General features: G+C 60.2%; 18 protein-coding genes and 1 tRNA gene. 17 read left to right on the plus strand and 2 right to left on the minus strand.

The features are described 5' to 3' along the window. Positions 1 to 59 precede the first annotated feature (59 nt). The 5 genes from L5876_RS09940 to L5876_RS09960 all read left to right on the plus strand — a co-directional run bounded on the left by L5876_RS09940 (position 60) and on the right by L5876_RS09960 (position 9,873). Complete coding sequence (locus L5876_RS09940) at positions 60 to 335, plus strand: hypothetical protein (RefSeq protein ID WP_236956184.1); 276 nt, start codon at positions 60 to 62, stop codon at positions 333 to 335. 139 nt (positions 336 to 474) lie between these two features. After that, entirely contained in the window at positions 475 to 6,510 is a 6,036-nt protein-coding gene (locus L5876_RS09945; protein ID WP_236956186.1) for a DUF3320 domain-containing protein, read from the plus strand. A gap of 227 nt (positions 6,511 to 6,737) precedes the next feature. Beyond that, on the plus strand, positions 6,738 to 8,066 hold the full coding sequence (locus L5876_RS09950) for a hypothetical protein (protein ID WP_236956187.1): 1,329 nt from the start codon (positions 6,738 to 6,740) through the stop codon (positions 8,064 to 8,066). A 135-nt stretch (positions 8,067 to 8,201) separates the two neighbouring features. Further along, entirely contained in the window at positions 8,202 to 9,422 is a 1,221-nt protein-coding gene (locus L5876_RS09955; RefSeq protein ID WP_236956188.1) for a hypothetical protein, read from the plus strand. Positions 9,423 to 9,528: 106 nt separating this feature from the next. Next, entirely contained in the window at positions 9,529 to 9,873 is a 345-nt protein-coding gene (locus L5876_RS09960) for a hypothetical protein (protein WP_236956189.1), read from the plus strand. A 359-nt stretch (positions 9,874 to 10,232) separates the two neighbouring features. Here the strand turns inward: L5876_RS09960 and L5876_RS09965 are convergent, their stop codons facing one another. Continuing rightward, complete coding sequence (locus tag L5876_RS09965; protein ID WP_236956190.1) at positions 10,233 to 10,445, minus strand: helix-turn-helix domain-containing protein; 213 nt, start codon at positions 10,443 to 10,445, stop codon at positions 10,233 to 10,235. Between the two features lie 122 nt (positions 10,446 to 10,567). Here L5876_RS09965 and L5876_RS09970 point away from each other — a divergent pair, with 122 nt between their 5' ends. From L5876_RS09970 to L5876_RS09995, 7 genes are all read left to right on the plus strand, one after another. Continuing rightward, on the plus strand, positions 10,568 to 11,332 hold the full coding sequence (locus L5876_RS09970; protein ID WP_236956191.1) for a hypothetical protein: 765 nt from the start codon (positions 10,568 to 10,570) through the stop codon (positions 11,330 to 11,332). Positions 11,333 to 11,553: 221 nt separating this feature from the next. Further along, the gene (locus tag L5876_RS09975; RefSeq protein WP_236956192.1) at positions 11,554 to 12,918 is read left to right on the plus strand and encodes a DNA methyltransferase; all 1,365 of its coding nucleotides are present in this window, start codon (positions 11,554 to 11,556) and stop codon (positions 12,916 to 12,918) included. Further along, on the plus strand, positions 12,911 to 13,333 hold the full coding sequence (locus tag L5876_RS09980; protein WP_236956193.1) for a DUF5681 domain-containing protein: 423 nt from the start codon (positions 12,911 to 12,913) through the stop codon (positions 13,331 to 13,333). Before L5876_RS09975 ends, L5876_RS09980 begins: the two co-directional genes overlap by 8 nt. Continuing rightward, positions 13,320 to 13,739, plus strand: coding sequence for a DUF5681 domain-containing protein (locus L5876_RS09985; protein ID WP_236956194.1), 420 nt, complete (start codon positions 13,320 to 13,322; stop codon positions 13,737 to 13,739). Before L5876_RS09980 ends, L5876_RS09985 begins: the two co-directional genes overlap by 14 nt. An 84-nt stretch (positions 13,740 to 13,823) precedes the next feature. Then, entirely contained in the window at positions 13,824 to 14,078 is a 255-nt protein-coding gene (locus L5876_RS09990; protein ID WP_236956196.1) for a DUF3489 domain-containing protein, read from the plus strand. After that, positions 14,075 to 14,485 (plus strand): DUF2924 domain-containing protein, encoded by a 411-nt coding sequence (locus L5876_RS14870; protein WP_369281028.1) that lies wholly within the window; start codon positions 14,075 to 14,077, stop codon positions 14,483 to 14,485. The genes L5876_RS09990 and L5876_RS14870 overlap by 4 nt, the downstream gene beginning before the upstream one ends. Beyond that, positions 14,482 to 16,140, plus strand: coding sequence for a recombinase family protein (locus L5876_RS09995; protein WP_236956198.1), 1,659 nt, complete (start codon positions 14,482 to 14,484; stop codon positions 16,138 to 16,140). The genes L5876_RS14870 and L5876_RS09995 overlap by 4 nt, the downstream gene beginning before the upstream one ends. 337 nt (positions 16,141 to 16,477) lie before the next feature. Here L5876_RS09995 and L5876_RS10000 read toward each other — a convergent pair. Continuing rightward, a tRNA-Ser gene (locus L5876_RS10000) sits at positions 16,478 to 16,567 on the minus strand. Between the two features lie 175 nt (positions 16,568 to 16,742). Here L5876_RS10000 and L5876_RS10005 point away from each other — a divergent pair. The 5 genes from L5876_RS10005 to L5876_RS10025 all read left to right on the plus strand — a co-directional run bounded on the left by L5876_RS10005 (position 16,743) and on the right by L5876_RS10025 (position 18,939). Continuing rightward, positions 16,743 to 17,042 (plus strand): hypothetical protein, encoded by a 300-nt coding sequence (locus L5876_RS10005; protein WP_236956200.1) that lies wholly within the window; start codon positions 16,743 to 16,745, stop codon positions 17,040 to 17,042. A 175-nt stretch (positions 17,043 to 17,217) separates the two neighbouring features. After that, positions 17,218 to 17,517 (plus strand): hypothetical protein, encoded by a 300-nt coding sequence (locus L5876_RS10010; RefSeq protein WP_236956201.1) that lies wholly within the window; start codon positions 17,218 to 17,220, stop codon positions 17,515 to 17,517. Positions 17,518 to 17,580: 63 nt separating this feature from the next. After that, the gene (locus L5876_RS10015; RefSeq protein ID WP_236956202.1) at positions 17,581 to 17,874 is read left to right on the plus strand and encodes a hypothetical protein; all 294 of its coding nucleotides are present in this window, start codon (positions 17,581 to 17,583) and stop codon (positions 17,872 to 17,874) included. Between the two features lie 78 nt (positions 17,875 to 17,952). Further along, the gene (locus L5876_RS10020) at positions 17,953 to 18,246 is read left to right on the plus strand and encodes a hypothetical protein (protein ID WP_236956203.1); all 294 of its coding nucleotides are present in this window, start codon (positions 17,953 to 17,955) and stop codon (positions 18,244 to 18,246) included. A 192-nt stretch (positions 18,247 to 18,438) separates the two neighbouring features. Continuing rightward, entirely contained in the window at positions 18,439 to 18,939 is a 501-nt protein-coding gene (locus tag L5876_RS10025) for a 50S ribosomal protein L21 (protein ID WP_236956204.1), read from the plus strand. The last annotated feature ends 1 nt before the right edge of the window (position 18,940 follow it).

Below are 18,940 nucleotides of genomic sequence, written 5' to 3' on the forward strand. Positions count from 1 at the left end.
GCGCCGCCGCAGCTGTATCCGCGAACATACCCGCCGGGGCCACGGCTAGGACAAGCATCGTGATCATCGAGATGACCAGACTTCTGGCGGAACAGCAAATCGACAAAGGCTTCACGTTTCCTCAAGCATCATCAAACGCTACCATAGCAACATCTGGACGCCAACGCGTCACGCCGCCGCACACCCTTGCTCTACCCCTGCAAACGGGATCGTTTGAAGCTGGAGTTTTCCGCTATGTTTCCCTGGGCTGGGAGAGGAGCGGAAGCGGAGGACGCGGTTCTCGATCCGACGGATCACATAGTGGAAATTATGCGCCTTTCGCATGGGTTGATTGACGGCGAGCGCCCTCCCTCGAGAAAACAGTTCCGTGACGGACCTGAGAAAGTTCTCCGAGCGTTCACGTCAGCGCCAATTGTAAAAATCCGCATCTATAGATAGCGTTTTGGAAATTATCACCAAAGCTGGCGCTCGATCATGGATTCTGAAGATCAACTTCACACCGACCAGGAAGTCCGGAAAAAGATTGAGATTCAGGCCTCCGTCACGCCAAAGATCACATTTGCAACGCACCAAAACGACGTACCGTTGATCGCCGATCTGGTGATCGCGAATCCGACGGACGAAACTCTTGAAGACCTGATCCTGGAGTTGATGACTGAGCCGGAGATCGTCTTGCCGCGACGCTGGACCATCGACCGGCTGAGTGCGGGCAGCGACCTGCGCATCAAGGACAGGCAGGTCCCCCTGCCCGGTGCCAAGCTCGCCGAGTTGACCGAGCGATTGCGTGGCGAGGCCGTTCTGCGGCTGACGAATGGCGACACGCTGATCGACGAGAAACGGTTTCCCTTGGAAGCGCTGGCCCGAAACGAATGGGGCGGTGCCAATACGATGCCCGAGTTGCTGGCCGCATTCGTGGCGCCCAACGACCCCGCGATCGAAGCTGTGATCAAGGGGGCTAGTGACGTCCTGAGCAGGGCCGGCAAGAACCCAGCAATCGATGGTTACCAGTCGCGCAAGCGTACGAGGGTTTACGAGATCGCCTCGGCAATCTGGTCGGCCGTGGCGGCCAAACAGCTGACTTATTGCGAGCCGCCTGCAAGCTTCGAACGCCAGGGCCAGAAGGTCCGCACGCCCAGCCATGTTTGGGACAGCGGACTGGCCACCTGTCTCGACACCACCGTGCTCTTCGCGGCGGCTTTGGAGCAGGCAGGCCTCAATGCGCTCATTGCGTTCACCGAAGGCCATGCACTGTGCGGCGTCTTTCTGCAGCCGCAGACACTGCTCGCCGTGACCTCGGACGAGGCGGCAGATCTGCGCCGCCGAATGGATCTCGACGAGCTTGTTCTTTTCGAAACCACGCTGGTGACCGGTGCACCTCCTGCGCGGTTCAAGCAGGCGATCGATGCAGGAAAGCGCAGGGTCGCCGAAGCGGTGGAGGACGAGTTCGTCTATGCCCTCGACATCAAACGCGCCCGCGCTCAGCAGATCACGCCGCTTGCTTCTCTGGCAGCCGCAACAAACGCCAGTGCGAGTGATCCGGTCGAGATCAGTGTGGGCCTCGATACTGCCCCCGACCTTCCCGTCTTCGATCTCGGAGTCGACGATGCGCCGCCACCTGATACGCCTCAAACGCGTCTTGAACAGTGGAAGCGCAGCCTACTTGATCTGACCAAACGCAATCGGCTCTTGAACCTGACGCCGTCCCGGACCGCGATCCGGATCGAGTGCCCGGATCCTGGCCGCCTTGAAGACAAGCTCGCGGACGATGAAACAATCAAGGTCATTCCACGGATGTCGCTCGGCGAAGGTCGGGACGAAGCGATGCATGTCGCGCGCACCGGCGATGATCTGCGCAGAAAATTCGCGGAAGATGCTCTGGAGCGGAACGAGATCGTCGCCGATCTCGAAGCGAAGGATCTCGAAGCCGGCCTCGTTCAGCTCTACCGAAAAGCCAAGAGCGACATTCAGGAGGGCGGTGCGAACACGCTCTATCTTGCGCTCGGCTTCCTCCGCTGGAAGCAGTCTCCCGACGAGACGCGCAGCTATCGCGCACCGTTGCTTCTGAAACCGGTGAAACTCGAACGCCGCAGCGTTGCGTCGGGGGTGAAGCTGCGAACGCATGAGGACGAACCCGTCTTCAACATGACGCTCCTGGAACTCTTGCGTCAGGAGTTTGATCTACGGATTCCCGAACTCGAAGGCGAGTTACCGACCGACGAGAGCGGCGTCGACGTACCGCGCATCTGGAATGCGATGCGCCGGGCTGTGCGTGACATGGCGGGTTTTGAGGTCACTGAAGAAGTGGTGCTCTCCACCTTCTCTTTCGCGAAGTACCTGATGTGGAAGGATCTCGACGAGCGTACCGACCAGCTCAAGCAGAGCTCTCTGGTCAACCACCTTATCGAACATCCCAGAGAGCCCTATGACGCCTCTGCGAGCGTGCTGCGCACCGATGAGCTGGACGACCAAATCGATCCGGTCGAGCTGTTCATGCCGTTGCCCGCCGATAGTTCGCAGATAGCCGCGGTTTACGCTTCGGCGCAAGGCGGCGATTTCGTGCTGGAAGGCCCACCGGGCACGGGTAAGTCGCAGACGATCGCCAACATCATTGCCCATAATCTGGCGCTCGGGCGCCGGGTACTGTTTGTCTCGGAAAAGATGGCAGCTCTCGAAGTCGTCTATGAGCGCCTAAAAAATGCCGACCTTGGGGATTTTTGCCTCGAGCTTCACTCGAACAAAGCCAACAAGCGTGAAGTTATCGATCAGCTTGGAAAGGCATGGACCAACCGCACGACGCGCACCGCTGGCGAATGGGCCGAACATGCCCGGCAGGTGAAAGCTCTGCGCGACGATCTCAACGGGCTTGTGAGAGCGCTACACACTCCGGGCCCCTCGGGCATCACTCCTCGTGCCGCGATCGCTCGTGCGGTCGCCTGGAGCGATTCCCACCGCATGCGCCTCGACTGGCAAGGCGATCTGGACGACGATCCGGTTCGGTCAAAGGAACAATGGACCGGACTCCTCGACCTCGCTGACCGGCTATCAAGTGCGTTCGAGGCAGTTTCAGCCGCAGACCAGGACGTCCTGTCGCTGATCGGCGCTGACGACTGGTCGCTCGCCTGGCAAGGGGAGATCGGCTCTAGCGCGGGACGCTTGGCCGAATGTGCAGATGCGCTTGAAACAGCTCTCCACGATTTCGAAGACGAGCTCGGCCTTGCCCCAGCTGATGCCACCTTGGCGCGCGCGGGCGCGTTGGCAGAGCTGGCGCGTGTTCTGGCCGCCGCTAGCGATTATGACTTGGGGTTCGCCCTGACTCCGGAGGCTCGCACGCATTTCGATGCTGCCGAGCGCGGGATCGAGGCTTTGAAAGCCTATCGGCTGAAAAAGAGCGAGCTCAGCACCCCGTATACCGACGATGTTGTGCGCGGTGCGCCGGTCGCTGAGTGGGCGGCGGCATGGACCAAGGCGAAAGCAAGCCCTCCGTTGATCGGGCCACTGCAAGCCTGGTTGCTCAAAGGCGCCGTGGCCAAACAGTCGGGGCTCTCAAAGCGACCTGATCTCGCAATAGACCTTCCCGCGCTCGAAGCAATGCAGGCGCATCTTGCTCAGCTCAGTAAGGTCGGCGCGGATCTGCCCTCCAGCTTTGATTGGAAGGGGCTGGATCAAGACGTCGAGGCCGCGCATGCCAAGCTCGCCGCAGGACGAATGTTGAACGCAGCACTACTTGCCTTGTCATCCAGCGCCGAGGGCCTTGCGGAGGTCCGGCAAGCGCTGAGGCTGCGACTGGTAGACGGCCGGGAGTTACTCGCCGAAGGCGCGCCGTTGCGTCGATGCGGTGAAGCTCTGCTTGCGGCTCTGAACAGGTTTACAGAGACCAGCGGAGCTTTCGTATCCAAAGCTGAGTCCGGTGACTTCAACGAAGAACGCACACTGGCCGGACTCGCCGAGCAGTGCCGCGCCATTGTAGCTCTTCAACCTAAATTGCAGCGCTGGGCACTGCTCAACAGAGCGAAACGCGAAGCACGCGAGCACCGGATCGGCGTTCTTGTCGAGGCGATCGAAACCGGAGTGATCGCGCATTCCGAAGCGCGGGAAGCGTTGCGGACGGCCTACTATCTATGGCTTGCCGAGCGCTTCATTGACGCGCGTGACCCTCTGAAACGCTTTTCGGCTCCCGACCACGAACGAAAGATCGCACGGTTCAGAAAGCTTGATCAGGAACTTTCCGATATGGCCGCGGGCTATATCCGTGCACGCCTGAGCGGAGAGATCCCATCTCCGGACGATGTGAAACGCGACTCCGGCTACGGCGTTCTGCGCCATCAGATGCAGCTTCAGCGCCCGAGAATTGCCGTACGCGAACTGATTTCGAAAATGGGAGATGCGGTAAGCCAGCTTACTCCTTGCCTCATGATGAGCCCGCTCTCGGTCTCCCAGTTTCTATCGGCAGGCGACCAGATGTTCGATCTGGTGGTCTTTGATGAAGCCTCCCAAATCACCGTTCCGGACGCGATCGGTGCCATTGCCCGGGGCCGCAATGCCATCGTCGTCGGTGATCCCAAACAGATGCCTCCGACCAATTTCTTCAACAAATCGGCCAATGGCGGTGATGCCGACGGGGACGGCGCCGACGGAGACTCCGAGGACCTGGAAAGCATTCTGGACGAAGCGCTGGCTGCCAGCGTCAAGCATCATCGCCTCACGGGACATTATCGCAGCCGGCACGAAAGCCTGATCGCCTTCTCGAACCACCGGTATTACGAGGGCGATCTCGTCACCTATCCTTCCTGCGAGACACGGCAGTCCGCTGTCAGTTTCAGGCAGGTCGACGGGCTTTACATGAAGGGCAAGACCCGTACGAACCCGCCCGAAGCAAAGGCGGTCGTTGCCGAGATCGTGCGTCGTCTGCGTGACCCAGTGCTCTCGGAACTCTCCCTCGGCGTCGTCGCCATGAACGCCGAACAGCAGCGCCTCATTGAAAATCTTCTCGACGACGAGCGCCGCAAGGATCCTTCACTTGAAGCCCACTTCGGCGACATGGCGCGCGAACCGGTGTTTGTGAAGAACCTTGAGACGGTACAGGGGGACGCCCGTGACGTCATACTCATCACGATCGGCTACGGACCTGATACGCCCGGCGCAAAAACAATGTCGATGAATTTCGGTCCGCTGAACAAGGAAGGCGGTGAGCGAAGGCTCAATGTCGCGATTACGCGCGCCACGACCGAAGTCGTCATCTTCGCCAGCTTCAGCCCCGAGATGATCGATCTGACCCGGACCTCCGCCAGGGCATTGCGCGATCTCCGTCACTATCTCGAGTTCGCTGAGCGGGGACCGGCCGCGCTTGGAGAGGTGGTCGCCTCGATCGGTGGGCTCGACGATTACGATTCCGATTTCGAGCGCCGTGTTGCCGAGCGTTTGCGCTCGCGCGGTTGGGATGTCCGCACCCAGATCGGAGTGTCGAAGTTCCGCGTCGATCTTGGTGTCGTTCACCCCGACCGTCCGGGCGTTTTCCTCGCCGGGATCGAATGCGACGGTGCGACCTATCACAGCTCACCGACCGCGCGGGACCGAGACCGGGTACGTCAGGCCATTCTAGAAAGCCTCGGTTGGTCGCTTGTGCGAATCTGGTCGACGGATTTCTTCATCGATCCCGAGGGCACGCTTGAGACCGTCTGCGAACGTCTTGATGCGATCCTGGACGCCGACCGCGAAGCTCAAAGCGAACGGACGGCAGATTCCGCAACAATGTCTGAGAACGCCGAGGCGAACGCCCGCCCTACTACGGGCGAAGTGACCGCTGGAGCGAAAGAACCATCGGTCAGCGACTCAGACAGCTTCACAACACACAAGCCAGAAAGCGCCCCTGAAACCAACTTGGAGGCTAACGAAGACTTTGCCGGATCCGGCGACGATTCTATCACGGAACCGCAAACTGCGCGCGTTGCCGCTGGCGATGCGTCGAGCCAGCCTGACTTGATGACACTGCCGCCTGCCGAGACAGCATCGGCAGACATACCCACCGATCCGGCGCGCTTCTACGAGCCAGGCTATCGAATGACCTTGCGTCGCTTCGCGGCGGCCCTCATCGATGAGGCGGGGCCGATCACCTTCAAGCATCTGAGTGAGATTGTCGCTCGCCGGCACGGCTTCCAGCGCACGGGTAGCCAGATCAAATCTCAACTCTGGGACTCGGTAAAGAACGCTAGAGTGCATACCAAGGAGACCGACGGCCAAACCCTCTTCTGGCCGGAAGGCGCCGAGCCCGCAGACATCATCGCATTCCGGGGCTTGGCGCCGGGCGGCCACGAGCGAAGCTGGCGTGACATACCGAATGTCGAAATGCTGGGCCTCGCCGCGAAGGCGGTAACGAAAGTTGGAGACCCGGTGGAGACCATGGCCGCTGATCTTGGACTGAAACGGATCGCCGCGGGCACGCGCGAGCAATTGGAAACTGCCATCGCGGAGGTCAGACGCCGGGCTCTTTTAGAGCCTGACTCCCGAACCTAGTTGGTATTAGGAGAACTTCACCGGACTGGGCAAATCTCGTTTGGGCGGGGTGTATTAATCTAATTGCCCCTAAGCCAGACACCATGTGCAAGACTGAAGAATAAGGCTGTCCATACATCGTTAATAGTTGGGTGAATGAGCCGAATGTCCGCACCGAGATTCGACTTCTGGTAGACCGAACGCCTTGAAGGCCGTTAGATTTCTCTCGGGTCAGACGGGGAAGGCGAATGGAAGATATTCCTGGCACCGAGGCGCGAGGCGAACGAGCGCGATTGTTTCCGGTGCTCGCTGAGAGTTCGAAAGAGGGTCGCACCCTCTCTATGGTTCTGGCGACTCTCGCGCGAGTCCCTGAGTTTGGTGCGAGCCTTCTGAACGCGATTGGAAGACGCCACGGCACTCGGACGACGATCGAAGCTTACACCGAGGTGACGTTCCCAAAGCGCAAAGGAGAGGCCCTTCGGCCCGATGGACTTTTGGTGGTCAGCACTGGCCGCTCCAAGTGGTCAGCGTTCGTTGAAGCAAAGATCGGCAACGCACCACTAAAACAGGAACAGGTGGAAGCCTACCTCCGCCTCGCGAAGGAAACCGGGGTCGATGCCCTGATCACGATGTCGAATGACTTTGCTTCGCTGCCCGAGCATCATCCCGTCACCGTTGATCGCCGGCTAACGAGAAACGTTGAACTCCTTCATTTCTCTTGGTTTTCGCTTCTCACGACAATCAATCTCCTCTCGATCAATGAGGAGGTCGATGACGACGATCATCTGTTCCTACTCCGCGAATTGGAGCGATTCCTGCTCCATCCCAGCGCAGGGCTTCGTCGCTTTGACACTATGGGACCGGAATGGACGGCCGTACTGGATCGGCTGCGTGCGGGAACATCAATTGCGAAAGCTTCGCCGGAGGCGTTCGAGGTGGTCGCTGGTTGGCACAGCGAACTCAGAGATCTTTGCCTTCTGCTTTCGCGAAAAACCGGCGCCCAAGCTGACTTGAAACTATCAGCGCGACATCGAAATGATCCCCGTCAACGGATCCAGGATGATGCGAAGGAACTGTCAGAGAAGAACTGTCTAAGGGCGCATATCTCGGTACCCGATGCTGCAGCTCCAATTGAGATTGAAGCCGACCTGAGTACGCGAACGATTAGGGTTACGATGAGGCTAGAAGCCCCGAAAGATAAGGCTCAGCAGCGATCGCGCCTAAATTGGCTGCTTCGTCAACTTAAAGAGGCAAACGGCGACGACGTGATGATCCTCGCAAACTGGCCAGGGCGAGCGCCTCAGACATCCTCAACTCTTGCCGAAGCCCGAGAGGATGAGCTGAGACATGCGCATTCAGACCGCTCACTATTGCCCGTGAGTTTTTCAGTCATGAAGATGATGGCGGACGGGCGCAGGTTTTCCGGACGAAAGACGTTTATCGAGTCACTCGAGCAGCTGGTGGTCGACGATTTCTACGCTGAAGTTGCGCAGGTTCTTAGCCCTTGGCAGCCTCCAGCTCCGCGACTGAGACCCGCCGTTGAAGATGAGTTTGAAGACTCGACATCAACGAACTGAAGATTTGACTCAGACACGGCATAATCGCGGGCCGACAATGTCGGAGGTCAGGGGAACGAAGGTGGTCGCTTGAGCAGCTTCAACGATCAAAGGCGCCTGCTCGCAGACTTTGTCAAACGACGGGGTCTCCTGCTCATGAAGCTCGATGATGTCGACTATCTCGCGCTTAAAACCGGCAAGGACGAAGGCCGTCGGTTTTCCGGCGCCTACAGGCATCGCCACCTCGGCAATGCAAAGCGTGACGGATTGGCGCTCGTCGAGTTCGCCGACGATGAGCTGAAAATCGGTCGAATCTCGTCCATACAGGCTGTTTCGACATTCGACAGCCGTATCGTCGTCGACCTCCTATCGCCGCTCGCCGGCTCGACTACGGGCCATTACCTCGATCGCATCACGAAGGCGCAACTCAAAGCGCCGATGGAAAGATTACGGTCCGATCTCAGCAAAATTACACGCATCACTCCGGAGCTCGCGCAGGCTGTTTTTTCAGCAATCGCCGAGGAACCGGCGAATGCGGAAACGATCCGTGCTCTCGCAAAGGCGCTGAGCACGCCGAAGACCTATGAGGACGCCCGCGCCCTGCAATCGAGTGCGATCAAGGTTGCGCTGAGAGCTTTCGGTCTGGACGCGAACCATCAGCCCGACGCGCTCGAAATCTTCGACACGGAGACCAACCTCGCCGGGCATAGACTGAATGAAGACGCTGTCATCGAACACGACGCGCGATCTATCGAAGGCTGGACTCTTGACCACAGCGACGCCACCGGCCGAGCCATCTTCAGCCGCCGCGGCACGCGCTTGGAAGTGATCACTGCCAACAAGCGCCCGCTGGAAAAGTTGTTCGGGGTCGATCTGATCTACCTGAACGAACGGCGCAATTCCCTCACCATGGTCCAGTACAAGATGATGGAGCGCGCCGGTAAGGACGATAGGGGTGAAACAGACTGGCAGGTAAGGATAGACCAACAATTTCGAGACGAACTCGACCGGATGGAACGCTTCGACGCCGATGCCGATTCTAAAGGCGGCTACCGCCTCGATCCAGGCGCGTTCTTCTTCAAATTCGTGAAACGTGACGCTGCGCTCACCGCGAGCAGCATTATTCTCAGCAAGGCGCATTTCAGCGATCTGCTGGGGAATGGAGTGCTCAAAGGCCCGAAGGGCGGTTATTCACTGAATTACAGCGATCTCGACGGTCATTACCTACGCGAAGCGGGGCTGATTGAGCTGATCCGCTCTGGTTACGTCGGTTCAAGAGGTGCCGGCACCGAGCATCTCAAGATCCTTATCGAAATGACGCTGAAGCACGGCCGCGCCGCGGTCGCCGCAATCGAAAGCGCCGTCGGGATGGAGTAAGCTGCGGCTGGCCATGTCCGCGTCCCCGCTGCCCCAAATACTCGCGCTAAGCGCATGACGGGGTGGCCGCATGTACAATGAAGAGGTCGAGATCTAACTAAACGGCTTGATCGATGAACTGCGCGACGCGCGGTTCAGCGAACTGGCTGATGTTGAGGAAGCCCAAAGAATTGATTTGGACGGCGGCGAACGGCTGCGCCGACGCCCGCCGCGGCACGAAGTGCTCACCATTCTTAAGGGGCTTCACACAAAGATCGCCCTGCAACACAAAGGAACGGTCAACTGTGCGCTCCGGCGTCTGAATGAAGTGCTCGAAAAGGGACAGGTGACTGGTGCACTCATTGTGAGCAGGACCGTGGAGGCCGAAACTGCGCTGCTCCCCAAAGTTGGACCGAAAATTAGCGAACTACGCTTGCTTTCTACAAGACAAGTGTCCATTCGGAACGCATGAACGAATTCACGACCCCCAACGGCGATGCGCCTTTGCATGAACCGATCCTGCAAGACGCAGTCCCCGAACGGTCGATGGAAGCGACCCGTAAGAGGGCGATCGAGAACGGCTGGACACGCGAACAAGTCGAACGTTGTTACGGTTTGCTCAAAGAGTCAGGGTCAAATTCGGCGCCCTAAGCGACTCCGGTCCAAGTAAGTGTTGGCGACAGAAGTGCGCGCCACGGCTGCAGAACCGAAGCCGCATAGTCCCGAGCCGGCGCGTTGGCGAGGCAACCCCTAAAACCCTGGCCACCGGCGCGCACCGTCGTCTGCGTGAGATCCAAAAACGCACAACATCATTAGATTTCGGCCCGCGCCTCAGTCCTGATCGTCCAGGAGGGCACCGACGGGCACACCGAGCGCCACCGCGAGCTTGTCGACGACTGTAATCGTGGGGTTCCGGGCACCGCGCTCGAGGTCGCTGATGTAGGTCCGGTGCAGCCCCGCTTGGTGCGCGAACTCTTCCTGCGACCAGCCCTTTTGCTGGCGCAGTCGTCGCATGTTGAAGCGCAGGCGGTCACGGATCTCCATGCCGCCCAGAGGCGAATTATGTCGCCGAACCGTCTACATGCGATCAGTGACATTCGCGGTTGACTTGTCTCGCCCCTCACGCGTTCGTCTCGTCACTTATCGTCGACATATAAGGGCGGATAGTGATCAAGAAACCTCACGCCGGCTCCACGGGAACGGTAAACGCTCATGGCGAACCCGAACTCGTCGCGAAACTAGCTGAGCACACCGAGGCGGTTGGCCTCGCACCGTCCGGCGTTCCAGACGAGTACCGCTACGCCTCCCTACCAATTTGCGTCATCGACGCGGTTTTTTCGATTGGTGTGACTTATACCTCGACCAAGGCAACGGTTGCCCGCTTCTGCGAGAGATACCACTGGCCGAGGCTCGCAACGACACGGGACAACCGCCAGGCTGGCTCGCATGGCCTGAATGACTTGCTCGACCTTTATTTGGATCTTCAGCCTGAAGAAGCGGCCGACAGGCTCTTTGGTAATCGGCAGCGCACGTCCACGAGGTCGGGGATTTTGAAAGCCGAAGCGGTGAGACTTTTCGCCGACGCCCTCGTTCGCTGCGGCATCGATCATTTCGACGACATCACCGACGAGCGCATCGAACTGGCAGAGGCGATCATCCTCGGGCTTCCCGGCCAGGGCAGCGGGATCGCGTTCGATTATTTCAGGATGCTCGCCGGCAACGACGACCTCATCAAGCCCGACTGGATGGTTCTAAGGTTTGTCGCCAATGCGCTGGGTCTCGCAGCAGAACCAACCCCGCGCCAAGCCGCCCTGCTCGTCCGGTTGGCAGCTCGTAAATTGTCAGTCGCGAACGCGGCTTGGACACCGCTCAAGCTCGACTATGCGATCTGGCAATACCAGTCTTCGAAACCAGTCGCGCAGGAGCGCTGAGACCGTTTAAACGAAGCGGCTGAAATTACGGCGCGATTCCCGGCGTCGAATTTGACGCGCCCAGCATTTCGTGTAGCGTTCGAGCGGGGTGACGGGTCCACGATTCGGGCCGGTCGCAGTTATCAATTGTCATCAATTCCCACTCATCGAGCCCGCCGTCTTGGCGGGGTGTGTTGCGCTGTTCGGCCTTGGCCGTCGGCGCTCGAACGAGGGAGGCATTGATGCCGCGACAAAACCGCCGGGCGAAAGCCCATGACCTGCCGAGATCAGTTCGGCTAAAAATCGAGTACCAGCCCGTAGAGGCGCTCCTTCCTTACGTAGGAAACGCCCGGACGCATTCCGACAAGCAGATCAACCAGATCGCGGCCTCGATCCGACAGTTCGGGTTCGTGAACCCGATCCTTGTCGGTGACAGGAACACGATCATAGCAGGTCATGGCCGTCTGGCCGCCGCTAAGCAGGTTGGGCTCACCGAGGTCCCGACCCTCGCGCTTTCCCATCTCAGTGATGCCGAGCGAAAGACACTGGTGATCGCCGACAACCGGCTCGCGGAGCTCGCGGGCTGGGATGACGAATTACTCCGCCTTGAACTTCGCGGGCTCGCTGAGCTCGATCTCGATTTTGAACTCGAGATCACAGGGTTCGAGACCGCCGAGCTTGATGCGCTACTCACCGATCCCGTCGATGCCGCCGATCCAGACGACGAAGTACGGGAGCTGGATCGCGGTGCCAATGTCACGCGTCTAGGAGACGTATGGCAGATCGGCGCACACCGCCTGATTTGCGGCGACGCGCGGGACCCAGACGTCCTGAACGCACTGGTCGGCGACGACCGCGCCGACCTCGTCTTTACCGATCCGCCGTACAACGTCCGGATCGATGGCCATGTCTGCGGCTCAGGTGCCGTCAAGCACCGCGAGTTTGCAATGGCCTCGGGCGAGATGACGCCGGGCGAATTCCAAGACTTTTTAAGACAAGCTCTTCAAGCCGCCGCTAAAGTGAGCCGCGACGGGGCGATCCATTTCGTCTGCATGGACTGGCGACACCTTGAAGATATCATTGCCGCCGGTCGGGACGTCTACACCGAGCTCAAAAATCTCATAGCCTGGGTGAAGACGAATGCCGGCATGGGAAGCTTCTACCGGTCCCAGCACGAACTGATCCTCGTCTTCAAAGTCGGTAAGGCGGCCCATACCAACACCTTCGGCCTTGGAGACCGCGGGCGTTATAGGACGAACGTCTGGACCTATCCCGGGGTAAACAGCTTCGGGTCGAACCAGAAAAACCTTGCGCTTCACCCGACCGTCAAACCGGTCGCGCTTATTGCCGACGCGATCAAAGACGTCAGTCGGCGCGGCGAGATCGTGCTCGACATCTTCGGCGGTTCAGGAAGCACGCTGATCGCGGCCGAGCGAACTGGTCGACGCGCCCGGCTCGTGGAAATCGACCCTGCCTATTGCGAGGTGATCATCCGGCGCGCGGGTGACCGGCTGGGCCTCTCCGCCGAACTCGCGGCCACCGGGCAATCGTTCGAAGAGGTCGCGGCCGACCGGTCAGCAGAGATCGAGGAGGCAGACGATGAGTAAGGACCTCAAACCTCACACCTCCGGCTACATGAAGCCGCCGAAATCGAAGCGGTTCAAGAAGGGCAAGTCCGGCAACCCGAAGGGTGGGCCGAAGACGATCGACAACCCGTCGAGCGTGATCATGAAGGTCTTGAGCCACCGTGTCCCGGTCTCCGGATCGAACCGAAAGGTCTCGATGCTGGAAGCCCTCACATACAAGCTCCGCGAACTCGCACTAAAAGGGGACCAGCAGGCGATCAAGCTATGCGCGGCGATTTTGAAGATCGCGACGAAGGATCAGCCGTCCCTGTTCCAGCAGAAAAGTGCTGAAGCTTACTCCGGATACCGCACCAAGCGGCGCGCGTTTTGGGAAAGGCTCGGCATGGAATACCCCCAACACTTAATAGAGGACGACGAGAGAGATGGCTTCGCATGACCAGGTCGGCTATGGCCGGCCGCCAAAGCACTCCCAGTTCAAGCCGGGGCAGAGCGGAAATCCGCGCGGGCGGAAGCCAAAATCGACAGCGCTGATTGAGCAGTGCGCGACCATTTTGTCGGAACCCCTCAGGACCCGGGATAGAACTGGTCGCAAGCGGACGCTCCAGACCTTGGAGGCCAGCTATCTCGCGCTTTGCAAGGATGCGCTTAGCGGGGATCGCTCGGCACTTCTCAATGTTATGCGGACCTTGCTGATCGTCGGCCCGGAGATCGATGACGAGAACGAGGCGTGGGAACGAGAAATCTGGGAAGCCCGGCAGAAATTCTATCAAAAGCTCGGCCTCTCCCAGGAAGAGATCGACCAGCTCAACGAATTAAAGAGCTCGACTTCGCGCCGTTACTGAGCATGTGTCGTGTGGTGCCCGCCGAAGCGGGCTTCTCCCGGTAGGGGCGGGCATTGGGCCGGCCCCGATATCCGGGAGACATCCATGCCCAAGTCAAATGCCAAGCCTTCCAAGCGCGATATCGTGGTCAAGGCGCTGCGGTCCAAACACGGAGCCAGCGTTGAAAAGATCTGCGGTCTGACCGAGTGGAAAGAACATTCCGTCCGCGCTGAGCTGAGCCGCCTGCGAAAGGCCGGCTTTAGCTTCGAACGCCTTCACGCAAACCGGGTCGGGCTTGCTGCGACCTATCGGATCACGGCCGAGCCATCCATGGCGATGACGGCCGGGTCGAGCTCGTGACACGCCCTTCGATTGCCGACATCGCGGCGTGCCCACGCAAAGACTTGGTAGCGCATTGGCACCAGCTCTTTGACCGACCCCTCCCGCGCCGGACGAGCACGCCCTTCCTGCGTCGTGTGGTCGCGTTCGAGCTCCAGGCACGAGCGAGTGGTGGGCTGTCGTCATCGACGACCAGGAAGCTCGACGCGATTGCCCGGTCGAAGGGGCGGGCTTCATCGCCGGGTCTCGCAGGCGGCGGAAAACTGGTCCGCGAGTGGAACGGGGTTCGCCACGTCGTCGAGGTCAAGGATGATGGCTTTTACTGGCGGGGATCGCGGCATCGATCCCTATCGGCGATAGCCAAGGCCATCACGGGAGCGCATTGGTCTGGGCCACGATTCTTCGGGCTCGCGGATGGTCGCTCATGAGCACGGATCCCCGGCGCATTCGCTGCGCGATCTACACCCGTAAATCGACCGAGGAAGGTCTCAACCAGGCCTTCAACTCGCTCGATGCACAGCGAGAGGCTTGTGAAGCCTATATCCGGAGCCAGCACCACGAAGGTTGGCGACCCATATCCAAGCAGTATGACGATGGCGGCTTCTCAGGCGGCAATCTCGATCGGCCTGCGCTAAGTGCGCTCATGGCCGATATCGAGGCCGGACAGGTGGGCATGGTCGTCGTCTACAAGATCGACCGTCTTACCCGGTCACTCGCCGACTTCTCGAAGCTGATCGAGAAACTCGACGCGGCGGGATGTTCCTTCGTCTCGGTGACGCAGGCCTTCAACACGTCCTCGTCGATGGGGCGGCTGACTTTGAACGTCCTTCTGTCCTTCGCCCAGTTCGAACGCGAGGTCACGGCCGAGCGTATCCGCGACAAGATCGCGGCCTCGAAGAAGAAGGGCATGTGGATGGGGGGCATGTTGCCGCTCGGCTACGACCTCGACCGCCAACCCGGATCGCGCCGTCTGATCATCAACGCGGAGGAAGCCCAGTCAGTGCGCTTCCTATTTGAACGATATGACAAGACACCCTGCCTTTCGACAGTCGAGGCTGCGGCACACAAAGCCGGCATCGTCTCGAAGATCCGGACATTCGAAAGCGGCGTTCGCTATGGCGGGGCACCGCTGCGCAGGGGCCAGGTCCACTTCATCCTGACCAATCCGATCTACGCTGGCGATATCCGTCACCGCGATCAAGTATATCCCGGACAGCACCACGCCATCATCGACCGGGTGCTCTTTGACCGGGTGCAGAAGAAGCTCATGTCCAATGGACGGAAACCGCGCTCACCGACCACGGCAAATGGACGGGCTCGATCACCACTCGCGGGACGCCTGTTCGACGAAAGCGGAAACCGCCTGACGCCGACCCAAACCCGCTCGAAGTCCTCGAAAACGCATCGCTACTACGTCACTGCTACCGACCCCAAAAACAGAAGTGGCTCATTGTGGCGTCTGCCGGCGAACCGGATCGAAGGCATCATCGCAAAATCCGCAGCAGACCATGTCTTTGTGGCCGCACGAGGCCATCGTCTTTTGCTCGATGCCGGGAGTGATTCCGCGGATAGCCTCACACGGCAAGCAGCTACGCTGACGGCTGCGTCGAAAGACGAACTCTGCCTGCTCGTCGACCGGGCCGAAATCCAACGGGCTCGGATCGACATAGAACTCGATCGCACCGCGCTCGCTACCCGATTGGGCGTCGATGCGGACGACCTCTCACTAGCAGTTCTGAAATTTTCGGTACCTATCGCGCTTAAACGCCGCGGCGTCGAGACACGGATCATTGCCGGCGAGCGCAAGCCCGAGCCGGATGGAACCCTCGTCACCATGCTCGCGAAGGCCCATTCCTGGGTCAGCGAGATAAAGACCGGGACGTCAGCCTCCACGATCGCGAAACGCGAGAACACGTCTGCAGCTTACGTGAGAACCCGCTCCAACCTCGCCTTCCTGTCACCCCGGATCCAGGAAGCGATGCTGGCTGGAACCCAGCCAGCCGAACTCAGCCTTGAGCGCATTCGCCAAGCCGGGATCCCGCTCGACTGGGATGAACAGGAACAAAAGTTCGGCTTCGATTAGAAACATCGCAATTCCCTGCTCGCCCAAGCCAAATTCCCTGCTTTCGATCCAGATTTCCCTGCTCCGATTTTCACAATTTTTATTTAACCCATTGAAATTATGTGGTAATATACCAACCTTCGTGCAAGAAACCCTCGAAATTCCCTGTAAACTTCCCTGACAGCAGGGAATTTCAGGCCAAGCGAACCGGCCGATGCACCGAACAGAGACGAAGCGGGAATGGGGCGGAAAATCGAGGTCCAGTGACCGTCTACGATCGATGAGCCGCCCGCTAACCCGCGGAATTGCGCGGGTATTCGCCGCCGGTTTGCGAATGCGAGATCGAGACGGGAATACATGGCGGAGAGGGAGGGATTCGAACCCTCGGAACGCTCGCGCGCTCAACGGTTTTCGAGACCGCCCCGTTCGACCACTCCGGCACCTCTCCGCGGGGGGTCGGCGGAACCTATAGAAGCGAATTGCGCCGATCAAGCCTGTCTGACTGCGCTTTCTCCGTGGTCATCACATGGATGTGAACCCAGCCCTTATGGCGCGATCGCGCCCCGGCCAATAGCCTTGCTCTCGGGACCGGTCTGTCAGGGGCTGAACAAAAAGGGCTGGAAATGAAACGTTTCGGTATCATTGCGGTGTTTGCGCTATCGGCGTGCGCAACGACCGCTGGGGACAACACCTACCAGGCGGCACAGGACGAGGGCCGCGTCACCGGGATCAACGAGGATGGCGAACGCGTCCGCTGCGAGCGGATCCGCGAAACCGGGTCACGCTTTACCCAACGCGTCTGCCACACCGAGCACGAATGGGAGCTGATCGAGGAGAACGCCCGGCGCGCCGCGCAGGATTCGCAGGCCCGCTATCCGCGTGATTGCGGCCCCACCCCCGAAAACCCCAACCCCAATTGCTAGCGGCGCGTCAGGCCGCCGCGTGCAAGCCGGAATCAGTCTTCACGGTTTCGTGAAGTGTGAAATTCCCGTCATGTCTGCCTTTGCGGGTGACGGCACCCTCTGCGTGCGATTAGAGTTGCTTTTTTCGGCACTGCACAATCGTGCCGATCGGCCATTTGCTCGAGGGGAAATGCTTATGCGTATTGTGGTTTTGGTGGCGGGTCTGCTCGTTGCCGCCTGCGCGACGACGGAGAACGAAAACGCGTCCTACCAGCAGGCTCGCGAAGAGGGCACTGTGACGGGCGTTAATGAGGACGGCGATCGCGTGCGCTGCGAGCGCATCCGCGAGACGGGCTCGCGTTTCACCGAGCGCGTGTGCCGCACCGAGCGCGAATGGGAACTGATCGAGGAGAATGCGCGCCAGGCTGCGCAGGACTCCCAGAACCGTATCATGCCGGACCAGGGGCCGACCCCGTCGGGCACGGGCGGGTTCTAGCTTCACAAGGCCGGACACCGACCGGGGTCCGGCCGCTCAACCATACCCAAGAGGGGGAATGACATGCGTATCACCAAGCTTCTTGCCGCGGCCGGCCTCGCAGCCTTGCTCGCCGCCTGCGCCACCACTGATGGCGGCGCGCAAAGCCAGAATGACATGGTCGCGGAAAATGCCAATGTCGAGCCGGGCAGCCCGGACGAGATGATCTGCCGCAACGAACGTGTCACCGGCCAGATGATCCCGCGCCGCGTCTGCATGACCCGCGCCGAACGCCAGGCGCTGGAAGACCGGGCGGACGAAACCTTCCGCGACGAGTCGGCCCGCAACCTGCGGATCAATCCGTCGGGCGGTCAGTAAGGGAATTCGGCCAGAGAGGCTTCGCGCTTCGGCCACCGGAATAGGGACCGTAGAAACCACGACAGGGAGGTTTTCTGCATGCCTATCACCCGAATTCTGGTGGCGGCCGGTCTGGCCGCCATCCTGGCGGCCTGTGCGACCGATCCGGATCGCATGACAATGAATGACCGGGTCGCGGCGAATGCCGCAGTCGAACCCGGAAGTCCGGACGAACTGATCTGCCGCAGCGAGCGGAGAACCGGCGAGTTGATCCCGCGCCGTGTCTGCATGACCCGGGCAGAGCGCGACGCTCTCGAACGCGAGGCGGACGAGATGTTCGCCGAGGAATCGGTCCGGCATCTGCGGATCAACCCGGACGGCCGCGGCGGCTAGTCACCGCCTGTAATGCGGTCTTTCGGTTGACTCGGGAGGCATCGCGCGTGTATGTGCGCGCGGCTGGGGTCCGCGCCCTTTACCGGGTGCGGACTTCGCGTTTTTCAGCAACGGCGTGATCACAAGAATGCGCCGAAGAAAAAGGGCCCTTCCGGCAGGCTTGCCGGGACTGGCCGGATGAAAGGACACATCATGTTCGCTGTCATTCAGACAGGCGGAAAGCAGTACCGGGTGGCCCCGGGCGACGAGATCCTCGTCGAGAAGCTCGACGGCGAAGCCGGCGACAGCCTCACTTTCGATCAGGTGCTGATGATGGGCGGCGACAAGGGCGTCACCGTCGGCGCTCCGCTGATCGACGGTGCCACCGTGACCGGTGAGCTGGTCGAGACCAACCGCGGCAAGAAGATCATCGTCTTCAAGAAGCGCCGCCGCCAGAATTACCGCCGCAAGGCCGGCCACCGTCAGTGGCAGAGCCTGATCCGCATCTCGGAAATCCTCGAGCCGGGCGCCAAGAAGACGGCCGCGAAGAAGGCCGAACCGAAGACGGACGCCAAGGCCGACGACAAGCCGGCCGAGAAGAAGGCTGCACCGAAGAAGGCCGCGGCCAAGTCCGACGACACCAAGGCCCCGGCCAAGAAGCCGGCGGCGAAGAAGGCTGCCCCGAAAAAGGCCGCCGCGAAGAAAGAGGACTAAC

It is taken from the genome of Hyphobacterium sp. SN044, from assembly GCF_021864465.1.
In the GTDB taxonomy this organism is placed as follows: Bacteria; Pseudomonadota; Alphaproteobacteria; order Caulobacterales; family Maricaulaceae; genus Hyphobacterium.